At 59.2% G+C, this 14,951-nt stretch carries 16 protein-coding genes and 1 pseudogene; 10 read left to right on the top strand and 7 right to left on the bottom strand.

Going from position 1 to position 14,951, the window contains the following annotated elements:
- Positions 1-23: 23 nt before the first annotated feature.
- The 6 genes from bioD to ftsY form a co-directional block, all read right to left on the bottom strand.
- Positions 24-692 carry a dethiobiotin synthase gene (gene bioD / locus ACOCD2_RS00640; protein WP_293644732.1) on the bottom strand — a complete coding sequence of 223 codons (669 nt, stop codon included), beginning with the start codon at positions 690-692 and terminating at the stop codon, positions 24-26.
- A gap of 292 nt (positions 693-984) precedes the next feature.
- Positions 985-1,833, bottom strand: coding sequence for an RNA polymerase sigma factor RpoH (rpoH, locus tag ACOCD2_RS00645; RefSeq protein WP_293644734.1), 849 nt, complete (start codon positions 1,831-1,833; stop codon positions 985-987).
- 101 nt (positions 1,834-1,934) lie between these two features.
- Positions 1,935-2,135 carry a hypothetical protein gene (locus ACOCD2_RS00650; protein ID WP_294105104.1) on the bottom strand — a complete coding sequence of 67 codons (201 nt, stop codon included), beginning with the start codon at positions 2,133-2,135 and terminating at the stop codon, positions 1,935-1,937.
- A gap of 135 nt (positions 2,136-2,270) precedes the next feature.
- A complete protein-coding gene (ftsX, locus tag ACOCD2_RS00655) occupies positions 2,271-3,230 on the bottom strand; it encodes a permease-like cell division protein FtsX (RefSeq protein ID WP_293645379.1) in 960 nt (319 codons plus the stop codon).
- The gene (ftsE, locus tag ACOCD2_RS00660; RefSeq protein ID WP_293645377.1) at positions 3,227-3,892 is read right to left on the bottom strand and encodes a cell division ATP-binding protein FtsE; all 666 of its coding nucleotides are present in this window, start codon (positions 3,890-3,892) and stop codon (positions 3,227-3,229) included. The genes ftsX and ftsE overlap by 4 nt, the downstream gene beginning before the upstream one ends.
- A 10-nt stretch (positions 3,893-3,902) precedes the next feature.
- Positions 3,903-4,880: a signal recognition particle-docking protein FtsY gene (gene ftsY, locus ACOCD2_RS00665; RefSeq protein WP_293645375.1), complete on the bottom strand. Its 978-nt coding sequence runs from the start codon at positions 4,878-4,880 to the stop codon at positions 3,903-3,905.
- A 313-nt stretch (positions 4,881-5,193) separates the two neighbouring features.
- On the opposite strand from ftsY, the gene ACOCD2_RS00670 reads away from it, so the two are divergent.
- From ACOCD2_RS00670 to ACOCD2_RS00715, 10 genes and pseudogenes are all read left to right on the top strand, one after another.
- A complete protein-coding gene (locus ACOCD2_RS00670) occupies positions 5,194-6,504 on the top strand; it encodes a M16 family metallopeptidase (protein ID WP_293672476.1) in 1,311 nt (436 codons plus the stop codon).
- Positions 6,501-7,343 (top strand): M16 family metallopeptidase, encoded by an 843-nt coding sequence (locus ACOCD2_RS00675; RefSeq protein ID WP_293645371.1) that lies wholly within the window; start codon positions 6,501-6,503, stop codon positions 7,341-7,343. Before ACOCD2_RS00670 ends, ACOCD2_RS00675 begins: the two co-directional genes overlap by 4 nt.
- On the top strand, positions 7,336-7,797 hold the full coding sequence (locus ACOCD2_RS00680) for a M16 family metallopeptidase (RefSeq protein WP_293645369.1): 462 nt from the start codon (positions 7,336-7,338) through the stop codon (positions 7,795-7,797). Before ACOCD2_RS00675 ends, ACOCD2_RS00680 begins: the two co-directional genes overlap by 8 nt.
- Positions 7,797-8,372 (top strand): 16S rRNA (guanine(966)-N(2))-methyltransferase RsmD, encoded by a 576-nt coding sequence (rsmD, locus tag ACOCD2_RS00685; RefSeq protein ID WP_293645367.1) that lies wholly within the window; start codon positions 7,797-7,799, stop codon positions 8,370-8,372. Before ACOCD2_RS00680 ends, rsmD begins: the two co-directional genes overlap by 1 nt.
- A 22-nt stretch (positions 8,373-8,394) precedes the next feature.
- Positions 8,395-8,874, top strand: coding sequence for a pantetheine-phosphate adenylyltransferase (coaD, locus tag ACOCD2_RS00690; RefSeq protein WP_293645365.1), 480 nt, complete (start codon positions 8,395-8,397; stop codon positions 8,872-8,874).
- Between the two features lie 15 nt (positions 8,875-8,889).
- The gene (locus tag ACOCD2_RS00695; protein ID WP_293645363.1) at positions 8,890-9,141 is read left to right on the top strand and encodes a YfhL family 4Fe-4S dicluster ferredoxin; all 252 of its coding nucleotides are present in this window, start codon (positions 8,890-8,892) and stop codon (positions 9,139-9,141) included.
- A 151-nt stretch (positions 9,142-9,292) separates the two neighbouring features.
- Positions 9,293-10,829, top strand: a pseudogene (ggt, locus tag ACOCD2_RS00700) (gamma-glutamyltransferase).
- Positions 10,830-10,998: 169 nt separating this feature from the next.
- Entirely contained in the window at positions 10,999-11,286 is a 288-nt protein-coding gene (rpoZ, locus tag ACOCD2_RS00705; protein WP_293645361.1) for a DNA-directed RNA polymerase subunit omega, read from the top strand.
- Positions 11,287-11,345: 59 nt separating this feature from the next.
- A complete protein-coding gene (locus ACOCD2_RS00710) occupies positions 11,346-13,487 on the top strand; it encodes a RelA/SpoT family protein (RefSeq protein ID WP_293645381.1) in 2,142 nt (713 codons plus the stop codon).
- A gap of 42 nt (positions 13,488-13,529) precedes the next feature.
- Positions 13,530-14,120 (top strand): chorismate--pyruvate lyase family protein, encoded by a 591-nt coding sequence (locus ACOCD2_RS00715; RefSeq protein ID WP_293645359.1) that lies wholly within the window; start codon positions 13,530-13,532, stop codon positions 14,118-14,120.
- A gap of 19 nt (positions 14,121-14,139) precedes the next feature.
- On the opposite strand, the gene mobA is transcribed toward ACOCD2_RS00715, so the two are convergent.
- Positions 14,140-14,847 carry a molybdenum cofactor guanylyltransferase MobA gene (gene mobA, locus ACOCD2_RS00720; RefSeq protein ID WP_293672475.1) on the bottom strand — a complete coding sequence of 236 codons (708 nt, stop codon included), beginning with the start codon at positions 14,845-14,847 and terminating at the stop codon, positions 14,140-14,142.
- Between the last annotated feature and the right edge of the window lie 104 nt (positions 14,848-14,951).

A 14,951-nucleotide genomic window follows, 5' to 3' on the forward strand; every position in this document is an offset into this window, starting at 1 on the left:
AGGCACGAACCGCATGTCCTGCCTCAGGAAGAAGGCAGACTGAGGTAGGTGGCGACGATTTCGGCGCTGACCTGATCCAGCCGCGGTATACGCCCCAGCAGCGGAGCCTTGATGCGCTGTTTCAGGGTCTGGATGTTGTCCTCGGCCATGGCCATGTTGGCATCGACGTGGTTGGCGATCCATCCCAGCAAAGGCTGGCCGCTGGCGAGAATGGCCTCTACCGTCAGCAAAGCATGATTGATACAACCCAGGCGCAGGCCCACCACCAGTACCACGGGCAGATCGAGACGCCGGCACAGGGCCGCCATGTCTTCTTCCGGGGTCAGCGGCACCTTCCAGCCGCCGGCGCCTTCCACCACGATGGCCTCGTGGGAGTTGCACAGCTGTTTGTATTGCCTTTCTACCGCTTCCAGATCAATGGGACGGCTGGCGTGCCTGGCCGCCAGATGGGGGGCGACCGCGGGTTCATAGCAAAAGGGATTCACTTCGTGGTAGGACAAGGTGGGATTGCTCAGGCCCTGAATGGCCAGTGCATCGGGGTTCAACAGTCCTTCGTGCGTGCGCAGTGCACCGGCGGCGACCGGCTTCATGCCGGCAGTCTTCAGGCCGCGCTGCAGGCAGAGTTGCATGAAACCCAGGGTGACCAGGGTTTTACCACAGTCGGTATCTGTTCCGGTGATGAAGTAGTGCATGTAACGCCCCGTTTGCTGACCAATGCGTCTGTTGAACACAAGGCCAAATATAAACCATATTCGGGTCTTCATGCGTGCGTTGTTTCAAGGCATGGTGATGAGGTGATCTGCAGTGCGAAGAAATACCGGGAAATGGGGGGGCATTTTTTACGCACTGGCCTTTCATGGCATATGGCCGCCATGGCTGGTGGAAACGCCGGTAACTCAGGGTGCAGTCGTCAGCGCAACCTGTCCGCGGGCATAAAAAAAGCCCGGAAGGGAATTCCGGGCTTTTCGGAAGGGTTGTCGACAATCAGGCGGCGATTCTATCCTGCAGCTTGTTCATGGCGGCTTTCTCGATCTGGCGGATGCGCTCGGCGGATATGCCGTATTCGTCGGCCAGTTCGTGCAGGGTGGCTTTCTTTTCAGACAGCCAGCGGCGTCGCAGGATGTCCTGGCTGCGCTCGTCCAGTTCCTCCATGGCGGCATAAAGACGCTCGTTCTCGTCACGCTCAGTGTCTTCCGCCTCAAGGATGCTCTCCGGTTCCATGCGCATGTCCGGCAGATAGGAAGCCGGTGCCACATGCTCATCCTCGCTGTCGGCGTCCATGGGATCGAAAGCCATGTCGTAGTTGTTCAGACGGGCTTCCATGTTGCGTACTTCTTCGGGTTTGACGCCGAGGTCGCTGGCAACGTCCTGCACTTCCTGCTCGGTGAACCAGCCCAGGCGCTTCTTGCTGGAACGCAGGTTGAAGAACAGCTTGCGCTGCGCCTTGGTTGTGGCGATCTTGACGATACGCCAGTTGCGCAGGATGAATTCGTGGATTTCCGCCTTGATCCAGTGCACGGCGAAGGAAGCCAGGCGCACACCCACGTTGGGATCGAAACGGCGCACGGCCTTCATCAGTCCCACGGTGCCTTCCTGGACAAGATCCGGTTGCGGCAGACCGTAACCCGCATACTGCCGGGCGATACGCACCACGAAGCGCAGATGGCTCATGACCAGCTGCCGGGCGGCCTCGAGATCCTGCTTCTCGTGCCAGCGCACGGCCAGATCATGCTCTTCCTGCTGGCTGAGCATGGGCAACTGAAAGGCCGCACTGACATAGGATTCCATGCTGCCTGTCGGCATGGTTGCTGTAATGAGTTGTTTGTTATTCATGTTCTGTAACCCCCGAAATTCTGTATTCCACCTTCGCTGCCAGCCATGGAGAGCGAAGCGAAGGCTGGTAGACCCCCCCAGTAGCCGCGAGGCCGCACTGCTTACCCGTCGTGCGCATAGCGCCAGAGGGGAAGCAAAGTAGGCATCCAAACGCGGCGTCCAGTCATTGGGAGCCAAGTACGGAGCAGCAACGAGCTTGCGAAGTTGTTGCGTAGTGCTTGGTGACCAGGACGGCTGGGGCACCAATAGGTTGTCAAAGGCCGAGTCGATTTTGGGGACTGGGATGTCCCAAAATCTATCACGAGGCCGAAGACACACTTGCATTAGATTAACATTCACCTGATTTCATGACCAGAAAAATTAGCACTCAAGCAGTAAGAGTGCCAATTGTCGAAAAAGTTCCAGATTTATGCGGGTATAAAACTAAATATATGTGGTCAGTCCGGTTCCATCTCTCCGAGATGCTGACTCACGGCAATCCAGGCGCCGAGAATGCCCAGAAGAACACTGCTGCCAATGACGCCGAGGATGGTTGTCAGCGCCAGGCCGCTGAGCTGGAAACTGCTCTGATACAGAGCGGTGAGATGGGCGACAGGGTCGCGCAGCGCTAGGCCCGAGAGCAGGATCAGCCCCAGGGCGATGAGGCTGCCCATCAGCCCGTACCAGAAGCCTTCGTACAGGAAAGGCCGGCGGATGAAGGCGTTGCTGCCGCCGACCAGCTTAATGATCTCGATTTCATCCCGGCGCCCCTGGGTCTCCAGCCTGATGGTGTTGCCGATGATCAGCAGCACGGCCAGGGAGAGCAATACCGCCAGCACCAGTGCGATACGCTGGATGATACGGGTGATCGCCTGGAAACGCTCCACCCATTGCAGATCCGCCAGCGCCAGTTCCACCTCGGAGTGTTTTTCCAGGCTTTGGAGAAATTGCTCTAACTCACCGGCGGAAATGTCCGTGTTCCGGAGGCGGATCTGTAGCACGTGGGGCAGGGGGTTGTCGTCGAGCAGTTCCAGGGCGGCGGAAAAATCGGACTGCTGGCGAAACTCCTCGAGCGCCTGGTCCGGCGTGATGTGCCGCACCCCGCTGATGCTGTCCCGGGATTTCAGGGTGCCAATGAGTGACTGTATGGCTTCGTCACTGCTGTTTTCTTTGAGAAACACGGATACGCTGGCGCCACTGTCCCACTGTTCGGCGAGCTGCTGCAGATTGTTGACCAGCAGGTGCAGCCCCAGGGGTAGCGCGATGGCGATGCCCAGTACCAGCAGGGTCATGAGACTGCCCAGAGGGCGCTGCCAAAGGCGTCCCAGGCTGGAGAACAGGACCTGGGCATGGCGGGTCAGCCAGGCTGACAGACTGAAACGCTTGTTGAATCCACGGTGTTGCCTGCGCTGTTTCATGGCCTGCTGTCCTGCATCAAACGGCCCTGGTCCAGCGTCAGGATGCGCTTTTGCATGGACGCCACCAGCGCCAGGTCATGGGTGGCGATGAGCAGGGTGACGCCGACCTGGTTGAATGCCTGAAACAGGCTCATGATTTCCTGGGAAAGCTCCGGGTCGAGGTTGCCCGTGGGCTCGTCTGCCAGCACGACGGGCGGTTTGCTGACGATGGCCCGGGCGATGCCGACACGCTGCTGTTCGCCGCCGGAAAGGGTAACGGGCAGCACGCGGGCTTTCTTCAGCAGGCTGACCTTGTCCAGGGCTGCCTGCACCCGTTTGCGAATCTCCCGGTGCGCCACTCCGGCCACTACCAGGGGCAGAGCCACGTTGTCGAAAACCGTGCGGTCCGCCAGCAGGCGGTGGTCCTGGAAGATCATGCCCACTTCGCGCCGCAGCCAGGGGTTGTCGGCGGACTTGAGGCGGGTCAGGTTGTGCTTGTTCACCCAGACCTGTCCGCGGCTGCTGCGTTCCAGCAGGCCGACGAGCTTGAGCAGGGTGCTCTTGCCCGCGCCTGAATGACCGGTGAGAAAGACCATCTCGCCGGGCTCGATGTGCAGGCTGATCTCGCGCAGCCCGCCATTGCTGCCGGGGTAGGATTTGCTGACGTTGTCGAATCTGATCATTCTTGAAAGGTCATTCTTCCCGTTCGAATAGGGCATCGACAAAAGCCCTGGCATCGAACACCCGCAAATCCTCGATGCTTTCCCCCACACCGATGAAACGGATGGGAATGCCCATCTTTTCCGCGATGGCGAAAATGATGCCGCCGCGGGCGGTGCCATCCAGCTTGGTCAGGGTAATGCCGGTGATTTTGATGGCCTTGCTGAACTGTTCTGCCTGGTTGACGGCGTTCTGGCCTGTGGTGGCATCCACCACCAGCATGACCTCGTGAGGGGCTTCGGGATCGATCTTCTTCATCACCCGGGCGATCTTGGCCAGTTCTTCCATGAGGTTGGTCTTGGTGTGCAGGCGTCCGGCGGTATCGGCGATGAGCACATCGATGCCCCGGGCCGTGGCGGCTTCCAGGGCGTCGTAGATGACGGAGGCGGAATCGGCGCCGCTGTGCTGGGCGACGACGGGAATACCGTTGCGCTCGCCCCAGGTCTGCAGCTGTTCCACCGCGGCGGCACGGAAGGTATCGCCGGCAGCCAGCATCACGCTCTGGCCTTCGTCCTGCAACTGTTTCGCCAGCTTGCCGATGGTGGTGGTCTTGCCCGCACCGTTGATGCCCACCATGAGAATCACCTGGGGATGCCCCGGCGAAGGCTGTTTCACCGGTGTATCATTCTCGAGGAGGATGTTTTCCAGCAGGGTCTTGAGTGCTTCGACCAGGGTATCCGGTTCGGAGAGATCCTTGCGCCTTACCCTGTCGGTGAGCTCGTCGATGATGCGCCGGGTGGCGTCCACGCCCACATCAGCGGTGAGCAGCAGCGTTTCCAGGTCTTCGAGCAGTTCGTCATCGATCTGCTTGCGGCCCAGCACCAGGTTGGCCAGCCCGTCGGTGAAGTTGGCCCGGGTGCGCGCCAGTCCGGACTTGAGCCGCTGGAACAGTCCGGGCTTGCTGTTGTCTTCTTCTTTGGAGGTTTTGTTTTTTTTGCCGAAGCCAAACATGAATGCCTACCAGCCTTGTCCGCACATGGACAATGGAATGATGTTTTGAAAGAATCGCTGCCACGCAGCGGGAACAGGGCATCTTACATAAGCCTGGTTGATTGGGTTCGTGCAGAAGGGTGGTGAGAACAAGGCGCAGACCGCAGCATATAGCACAAGCTATCCGCAGGGTTTTCAACGCAGTTGTCGCCGCACTTCTGTGCGAAGATACCAATCAAGGGTTGTTTGAGCTGCCCAGTGGTGTACTTTAACATTTTGTCGACTTGGGGATAATCAGGCAATGCGCTTACTTTGCATACTTTTGATCGGATTCGTGACCCTGCCGGCATTGGCAGCCCAGGGCAAGGTTGAAGAGTTCAGACTCGATAACGGCATGAAAGTCATCGTGCAGCCGGATCACCGCGCGCCGGTGGTGGTCAGCCAGGTCTGGTACAAGGTGGGATCGAGTTACGAGCTGCCCGGCACCACCGGCGTTTCCCACGTACTGGAACACATGATGTTCAAGGGCACGAAGCATGTCGCACCGGACGAGTTTTCGCGCATCATTGCCGCATTGGGCGGCAGTGAAAACGCCTTTACCGGGGTGGATTACACGGCCTATTTCGAAACCCTGTCCAAAGATCATCTGGAGCGCGCCCTGGAGCTGGAAGCGGATCGCATGCACAACCTGCTGCTGGACAAAAAGGAGTTTCAGCGTGAACTGGCCGTGGTACGGGAAGAGCGCCGGCTGCGCACGGACGACAATCCCAATGGTCTGCTGTGGGAACAGTTCGGCGCGGTGGCATGGCGGGTGTCGCCTTATCGCAATCCCGTGATCGGCTGGATGTATGATCTGGAAATCATGACCGTTGCCGATCTGCAGGCCTGGTACAAACAGTGGTATTCCCCGGACAATGCCATTCTGGTGGTAGTGGGGGACGTGCAGCCCAGGGATGTCCTGGAACTGGCAAAAAAACATTTTGGACCTATCGGGGCAACAGGCAGGGCGAGCTACCGCGCACGGCCGGAGCCGGAACAGAAGGGCATCACCCGCCTCGAAGTGAAGGTGCCGGCAGAACAGCCCAGTCTGATCATGGGATACAAGAGCCCTGCCATGGTGGATGTCAAGGAACCCTGGGAAGCCTATGCGCTGGTGGTGCTAAACTCTGTTCTGGGTGAGGGCGACAGCTCACGGCTGACTTCCCGCGTGGTGCGGGAACAGCAACTGGCGGTCTCGGCCGGCAGCAGCTATGACGCCTTCAGCCGCCTGTCCGGCCTGCTGGAACTCGAAGCCATTCCGGCGGAAAACGTCAGTCTGGATGCGCTGGAAAAAGCCCTGCGCGAGCAGGTGACCGATCTGAAGAATACGCCCATCAGCAAGGAAGAGCTGCAGCGTGTGGTGAATCAGACGGTTGCGAAGAAGGTGTTCGCACGGGATTCCCTGTTTTATCAGGCCATGCTCATCGGTATGCGCGAAACCAACGGTTATGACTGGAAGACGCTGGACGAGGAGTTGCAGCATATCCGCGCTGTCACGCCCGAGCAGGTGCAGGCGGTTGCCAGGAAGTACCTGGTCGATGATCATCTGACAGTGGCGGTGCTTCAGCCCCGCAAGGCCCAGGCCGAAGGGGAGAAGAAATCATGATCAGGCAGCTTGTACTACTGGTATTGGTTTTGTTGTCCAGTCTGGCCCAGGCGCTGGAGATCCAGTCCTGGCAGACGGAGCAGGGCACGCGCGTGATGTTCGTTCATGCGCCCCAGTTGCCCATGGTGAATCTCAGCGTGCTGTTCGATGCCGGCAGCGCGAGGGATGGTGAGCAGCCGGGCAAGGCGCGGCTGCTCAACGAACTGTTGCTGGAAGGGGCCGGTGACCTGGATGCGGATGCCCTGGCGCGTGAACTGGAGTCCCGTGGCATCGAGATCAGCACCCGTATCAGCCGGGATATCGCCTGGGTCAATATGCGCAGTCTGAGTGACAAGGCGATCCTCACGGTTGCACTGGATACGCTGGCGGCGGTGGTTGCCAGGCCCCGCCTGGATGAAGATGCCATTGCCAGGGTAAAGGAGCGCACCCTGGCGGAACTGCGGCTGGCTCATCAGTCTGCCGAAGATGTGGCGGACCAGATGCTGATGCAGGCCCTGTACGGAAAACATCCTTATGCACATGATCCACTGGGCGATGAAAAATCCCTGGAAGCGCTGAATGGGCAGCAGCTGCGCGGTTTCCACGACAGGTACTATACGGCCGCGAATGCCGTGATAGCGCTGGTCGGCAATGTGGACCGGAACCAGGCGGAATTGCTGGTGGGGCGGCTGGTAAGCAGTCTGCCCGTCGGGGAAAAGGCCGCAGCCCTGCCGCCGCCGGAAAGGCCCCGACCGGGAACAACGCGCAAGATATTTCCCGCCTCGCAGACCCATATCAACATGGGGATGCTTGGCATCAGCCGCAAAGACCCGGACTATATTTCCCCTGCTGGTGGGTAATCACATCCTGGGTGGCAGTGGCCTGACCTCCATCATGGGTGAGGAAGTGCGCAACAAGCGCGGCTTGAGCTACGGCATCTCCAGCAGCTTCTCGCCCCTGTGGGTACAGGGCCCATGGATACTGTCCGCCCAGACCAAGAACAGTCAGGCGAATTCCACCCGGCAGCTGATGGTGGCCCTGTACCGTGATTTCGTGGATGAGGGACCCAGCCTGAAACAGCTTGAAGCAGCGAAGAAACATCTTGTGGGTGGCTTTCCCCTGAAGCTGTCCAGCAACAAGAAGATCCTGCGGCGTATTGCGCTCATGGGGTTCTACGATCTTCCCACGGACTGGCTGGACACCTGGAGCAGCAAGGTGATGCAGGTGACGGCCTCCCAGATACGCCGGACCTTTCGCCGGCGCATGCCGGTGAAGAATCTCGTTACCGTGATGGTTGGCGGTAAAAAGAAGTAGTGGCGCGCAGCAACAGTATCCGCATCATCGGCGGGGCTTTTCGCGGGCGCCGTCTGGGCTTTCCTGATGCGCCCGGTCTGCGACCAACGGCGGACCGCCTGCGGGAGACCCTGTTCAACTGGCTGCAGGGACAAACCGAAGGCGCGGATTGCCTGGACCTGTTTGCCGGCAGTGGCGCACTGGGGCTGGAAGCCCTGTCACGGGGTGCGAAGACCGTACGCTTCGTTGATCAGTCCCGTACCGTGATCCGGCAGCTGGATCAGAACCTGCAGCTGCTGGATGCGCAGGACAGGTCGGAAGTCATTTCCACCGATGCCATGCGCCTGTTGCGCCGGGAAGCCGACCGGCAGTTCGATATCGTTTTTCTCGACCCGCCCTTCGCCAGCGACTGGCTGGCGCAAGCCTGTGAGAACCTGGAACACAACGGCTGGCTCAAGCCTCGGAGCTGGATCTATCTGGAGCAGGACAACCATCGGGACTGGCCGGTATTGCCGGACAGCTGGCACAGCCACCGGCAGGCCAGGGCAGGACAGGCCGCCTGTGCCCTGCTGAGACGTGATATTATTAGCGGCTGATCTGACCATCTGACGATTATCAATGCTCACAGCTGTCTATCCGGGTACATTCGATCCCGTTACCAACGGCCATGCCGATCTGGTTGCGCGGGCGGCAAAGCTGTTTGGCCGGGTGATCGTGGCGGTCGCCAAGGATACCGCCAAGGCAACCTTCTGTGAGATCGAACAGCGTGTGGAACTTGCCACTCTGGTGCTGGAAGAGCACAAAAACGTGGAAGTGGTGGCGTTCAGCGGCCTGCTGGTGCATTTCTGTCAGGCACAGAACGCGGAAGTGGTGATCCGGGGATTGCGGGCCGTGTCTGACTTCGAATACGAGTTTCAGCTGGCCGGCATGAACCGCAGACTGGCGCCGGATGTGGAAACCCTGTTTCTGACCCCGGCGGAGCAATACGCTTTTATATCCTCATCCCTGGTGCGGGAAATAGCGCGACTGGGGGGAGATGTGGCAGAATTCGTTCATCCTGCAGTGCAACAGGCACTGACGGAAAAATTTATCTGTTAATTTTGGAGTAAACCCATGGCCCTGATGATAACCGACGAGTGCATCAATTGTGATGTATGTGAGCCCGAATGCCCCAATGGTGCAATTTATATGGGTGAGGAGATCTATGAGATCGATCCGGATCTGTGCACCGAATGTGTCGGACACTATGAAGAATCGCAATGTGTTGAAGTCTGCCCCGTAGACTGCATCATCGTCGATCCAGAGCATACGGAAACCGAGGAAGAACTGCGTGCCAAGTATGAGCGCATTACCGCTGAGAAGTAGTCTTCTGCCAGGTAGCGTTTACAGCAGAGCCCCGGCATTGCGCCGGGGCTTTTTTGTTTTGCTCCTGTTACTGCTGTCAGCCGTTCACGCAGCCAGCCAGCCACCGGCAGCAGCAATTGCCTCGGCACATCCCGCTGCCACGCGTGCCGGTATGGAGATTCTGGACGCTGGTGGCAACGCCTTCGATGCGGCGGTGGCTGTCAGTGCGGCGCTGGCGGTGGTGGAACCCTACAGCTCGGGTCTGGGGGGTGGCGGGTTCTGGCTGCTGCACCGCGCCAGTGATGGCCGGGAAGTGATGATAGACGGTCGTGAGAAGGCGCCACTCGCGGCTACACGGAACATGTATCTGGACAAACAGGGACAGCCCCTTGCCGGCGCTTCCGTGAACGGCCCGCTGTCTGCGGGGATTCCGGGAGAGGTGGCGGCGCTGACTCATATCGCCCGGCACTATGGCCGTCTTCCTCTCGCACAGAGTCTGCAGCCCGCCATTCGTCTGGCCCGGGAAGGTTTTGAGGTGGATGAGCACTACCGGCGCATGGCAGCTTTCCGTCTGGATGTACTGCGTGCCTCGCCGGCCGCCGCGAGGCAGTTTCTCGACGACAATGACGTGCCTCCCCCTGGTTACAGAATCCGTCAGCCCGATCTTGTAAGAACCCTGAGTCTGATCGCCGGACAGGGCCGTGCGGGTTTCTATGCAGGAGAGCTGGCGAAGCGGCTGGTCCGTTCCGTGCGGAAGCATGGCGGCATCTGGACGGAAGAGGACCTGCGCACCTACCGTGTGGTGGAACGCAAACCCATCGTCGGACGATACCGTGGCTGGCGGGTGGTCAGCGCCGCGCCGCCTTCGTCGGGAGGCGTCGTCTTGCTGGAAATGCTCAACATGCTGGCACTGAAGGATCCCGGCAAAATGAACGGAGCGGATCGCATCCACTTTCTGGTGGAAGTGATGCGCCGCGCTTACCGGGATCGTGCCCAGTGGCTCGGTGATGGTGATTTCGTGAAGATGCCCCTGCAACGGCTGCTGTCACCGGCCTACGCGCGAGCCCTGGTTGCCGGTATCGACATGAAGCGGGCCACACCGAGCGGAAAACTGGCTGATTTCAGGGAGGAAGGCCATGACACCACGCATTTCTCCATACTGGACAGGCAGGGAAACTATGTCGCCGCGACCCTGAGCATCAACTATCCCTTCGGTTCGGGATTCGTTGCAGAGGGCACGGGCGTATTGCTGAATGACGAGATGGACGATTTTTCCATCAAGCCCGGGGTGGCCAATGTCTATGGGCTGGTAGGTGCGGAAGCCAATGCCATCGAACCGGGCAAGCGCATGCTGTCCAGCATGTCTGCAGAACGGTGACCATGTTGCCATTCTCGGTACCCCGGGAGGCTCGCGCATCATCACCATGGTACTGCTGGCCCTGCTGGAAGCGGTAGAAGGAAGGGATGCACAGGCCTGGGTGAGCCTGCCGCGTTTCCATCATCAGTATCTGCCGGATGTGATAGAAGTGGAGCCAGGCGCATTCAGCGATGAGCTGAAAAAAGTGCTCAGGGAGCGGGGCCATGTACTGGATCAGAAAACCCGCCCCTGGGGAAACATGCAGGCCATACACTGGAACAGGAAAGAAAACAAAGTGGAAGCTGCCAGTGATCCGCGTGGTGGCGGTCTGGCGCTGCTGCAGTCACGCTGATGCGCTTTGGTTCTGCCGGGTGCCGGGGTTGCCTCCTTGCAGCGCGGTCCCGGTTTCTCACGCTGCAGCCTTTTGGCGGTCACCGCCTTCAATGCGAAAAATCTTCTGTTATTGCATTTTCAGGTTACAATGCACGAATATGGCAAAATATTTCCGGAGATAACAGAACATGGCAAGAGTTACAGTAGAAGATTGTCTGGATCATGTGGACAATCGTTTCAACCTGGTACTGCTGGCGTCCAAGCGCGCCCGGCAGCTCGAGAATGGTGTGGAACCCCTGGTTCCCTGGGACAATGACAAACCCACCGTGGTTGCACTGCGCGAGATCGCCGCGGGCCTGATCACAAACCAGACCATCGACGAACAGGTTGAGAGCAAGGAAGAATCCATCGATGACGAGCTGGCAGCAGCATTGGCACAGGAAGTACAGGCAGCCGCCAACGGCGTTTCCATCTAAGCAGACTTCCTTCGGTGGCCACCTCACAGCCAGCTGAAACCGAAACACAATGGCCATCGATTGCGCTTGCCCGCCACAACGGCGGGCAGGCACCCAGATATCAGATCAGCGACCTTTGCACCTACCTTGAAAGCTATCTGCCGCCTGAGCAGGTAAGGGAGGTCTATCGCGCCTATCTCTTCGGCGCCCAGGCCCATGCTGGCCAGAAACGCCTTTCCGGCGAACCCTATATCTGTCACCCGGTAGCAGTCGCCCGCATTCTTGGCGAGATGCGCATGGACTACCAGTGCCTGATGGCGGCCATTCTCCATGATGTGATCGAAGACACACCCACTGCCAAGGATCAGCTGGCCGAGGAATTCAGCGAAGAGATTGCGGAGCTCGTGGATGGCGTCAGCAAACTGGCCAAGATCGGCTCCCTGAGCCGCGCCGAAGCCCAGGCCGAAAGTTTCCGCAAGATGATGCTGGCCATGACCAAGGACATCCGTGTCATCCTCATCAAACTGGCGGACCGCCTGCACAACATGCGCACGCTGGGTGTCATGCGGCCCGAAAAGGCCCGGCGCATTTCCCGCGAGACCACCGAGATCTATGCCCCCATCGCACAGCGTCTGGGCATCAACAGCCTGCGAGTGGAGCTGGAAGACCTGGGGATGGCGGCCTACTACCCCTGGCGCTACCGCGTGCTCACGGACCGGCTCAAGAAACTGCGGGGAAACCGCAAGGAAGTCATCAACGGCATCGAGGAAGCCATACGCAACCGGCTGGATCAGGAAGGCTTCAAGGGTGAAGTCAGTGGCCGTGAAAAACATATCTACAGCATCTATCGCAAGATGCGGGACAAGCACCTGTCCCTGAACGAAGTGGCGGATGTTTTCGCCTTCCGTATCCTCGTGGGCAATGTGGACACCTGCTACCGGGTGCTGGGCGCCATGCACAGCCTGTTCAAACCGGTGCCGGGGCGCTTCAAGGACTATATTGCCATCCCCAAGGCCAATGGCTACCAGTCACTGCATACGGTGCTGGTCGGTCCCCGCGGCCAGCATATCGAGGTGCAGATCCGTACGCATGAAATGCACAAGGTGGCGGAAGAAGGCATTGCCGCTCACTGGCACTACAAGACCGGCGATGAAAAGTTCCCCCCGGCGGCAGCTGCGGAATGGGTGCGCAGCCTCCTGGAAGTCCAGAAGGGATCAGGTACTTCGGCGGAGTTTCTGGAGCACGTCAAAGTCGATCTGTTCCCGGACGAAGTCTATGTATTCACGCCAAAAGGGCAGATCAAGGTGTTGCCCAAAGGAGCGTCCGTGGTGGATTTCGCCTACGCCATTCACTCGGATGTGGGCAACCAGTGCGTTGCGGCGCGGGTTGACCGGCATCTGGTTCCCCTGCGTTCCCGGCTGCGCAATGGCCAGACTATACAGATACTGAGCAACAAGGATGCCTGCCCCAATCCTGCCTGGCTGGATTTCGTGGTGACGGGCAAGGCACGTGCCGGTATCCGCTCCTTCCTCAAAAGGCTGGAGACGGACGAAGCGGCTGAACTGGGACAGCGCATGCTGGAACGGGAGCTGGAAAAATTAGACGCCAGTCTCGCAGATTTGCAGGAAAGCAAGATCCACTCGCTGCTGGAGCAACTGAAGGTAAACAGTCTGCGCGAACTGATGATCGATATCGGGTTGGGAAACCGCATGGTGAAGCTGGTTGCCGGCACGCTGCTGTCGGTGGATTCACTGGACAAAGATGGTGAGCCCGGCGCAGACCTGACCATTCGTGGCACCGAAGGCATGGTGGTGAAGTTCGGCAAGTGTTGCCACCCCATCCCCGGTGATCCCATCATCGCCATTTTCAACCCCGGCAAAGGGCTGGTGGTCCATCATCAGTCCTGTCCCAATGTGCTGGACGAACGGAAATCTGATGCCAACTGGGTCGATGTACGATGGGAAGATGACGTTCAGGGAGAGTTTGTGACTGCGCTGCAGGTGGACGTGAACAACAAACGTGGCATACTGGCCACCATCGCTTCGGCCATCGCGGAAATGGGATCGAACATCGACGATATCCGCACCGAGGACCATGATGGGCAGACCTCAGGACTGCATTTGCTCATCTCGGTGACCGATCGTCAGCATCTGGCGAAAGTAATGCGCCATTTGCGTGCCATTCCCGAAGTGCTGCGCATCAGCCGGGACCTCGGGCATTGACGCAGCCCTGAATTTCCACCTTTTATTCCGGCGTAACATTCCATGACTTCTCCTTTCTACAGATCTTTCAGCGAACCCGTGTGGATGGATGTCCATTCACTGGGGGCCACCGCGGTACCCGAGCCAGTCTACGACTGGCTGAAGGACCCTGCTTCTCTGACGCGCCGGGTTACCGATGCCTGTGATGGCGAATTCAGGGTAAGGGTCAGGTATCAGGGCTGGGGGAAAGCTTTGAACAGCGAAAACCGGCTCCTCAGTCTCCGGCTGCGCGCCACCTGCCTCATCAGAGAAGTGGAGTTGCTGTGCAATGGCGAACCCCAGGTGTTTGCCCGTACCCTGATGCCGGTGAAAAGCCTGCGGGGAGCGGCGAGGCGGTTGTCTCACCTGCGCAGCAAACCCCTGGGAAAGGTGCTGTTTGCAGACCCTCATACCCGCCGCGTGCAACTGCAGATCGCCCGTTTTCTGCCGCAGCACAAATCCTTCCATGCGGCGGTTGCGCACCTGGATGAAACGCCGGAGGAACTCTGGGGACGGCGCACGCTGTTTCTGTACGCAGGCAAGCCCATCCTGGTGAATGAAGTCTTTCTGCCAACCCTGGTCAACCGGGTGCCCGGTCCTCACAGGATACGCTGAACCGTACAGCCGCCCCGTTTCAGGTGTTCCTGTAGCGCTGCAGTTCTCCCGCATCATTGATGTTGGCAAAGCTTTCGGGCTGATCGGAATAGTCTGCCAGGGCAAGCCGGTGTTCCCTGCACCAGCTGCGCAGCCTGCGCTCACCGCGCTGCATGTAATCCCGCAGGTCGTCCCGCAGTTCGGTGGGGATCAAGGCAAATGCCGGTTGCAGCTTTTCCCCGTCATGAACCACAGCCAGCTCGACCTGCTGTTCCTGTAATGCAGTGGAAAGACGCTGCCCCAGATCCCCTGGCAGACCGGGAACATCACAGGGAGCGCACAGGAGATACGGACTGTCAATCCGGTCCATGGCGCTCAGAATGCCCGCCAGTGGTCCCTGAAAACCTTCCAGCTCGTCTCTGATGACCGGATAGCCGAACGCCGCATAGGTTTCCAGATTGCGGTTGGCATTGATGATGAGCGAATCGGCCTGGGGTACAAGGGCTGAGATGACATGCCCTATCATGGGTTTACCATCCAGTTGCACCAGTCCCTTGTCCTGTCCGCCCATGCGTGTACCACGGCCCCCGGCGAGTATGACGGCGGTGATTTGTTTGGCTGTGATCATCGGGGCTGCCGGCTGGTGGAAATTGGTATCATTGTAGCCTGATACGGGCACGATACGGAGCTTGAGTGCAGCCGGTGTTATACTGTTACCTGAATCCGTGATTCCAGCGCTGCCAGCCATGGAGAGCGAAGCGAAGGCTGGTAGACCCCAGTAGCCGCGAGGCCGCACTGTTTTCCCGGCGTGCCTTGCGCCAGAGGGAAAACAAAGTAGGCCTCCGAACGCGG

The sequence above is a fragment of the Thiolapillus sp. genome (assembly GCF_048562965.1).
GTDB lineage: Bacteria > Pseudomonadota > Gammaproteobacteria > Chromatiales > Chromatiaceae > Thiolapillus > Thiolapillus brandeum_A.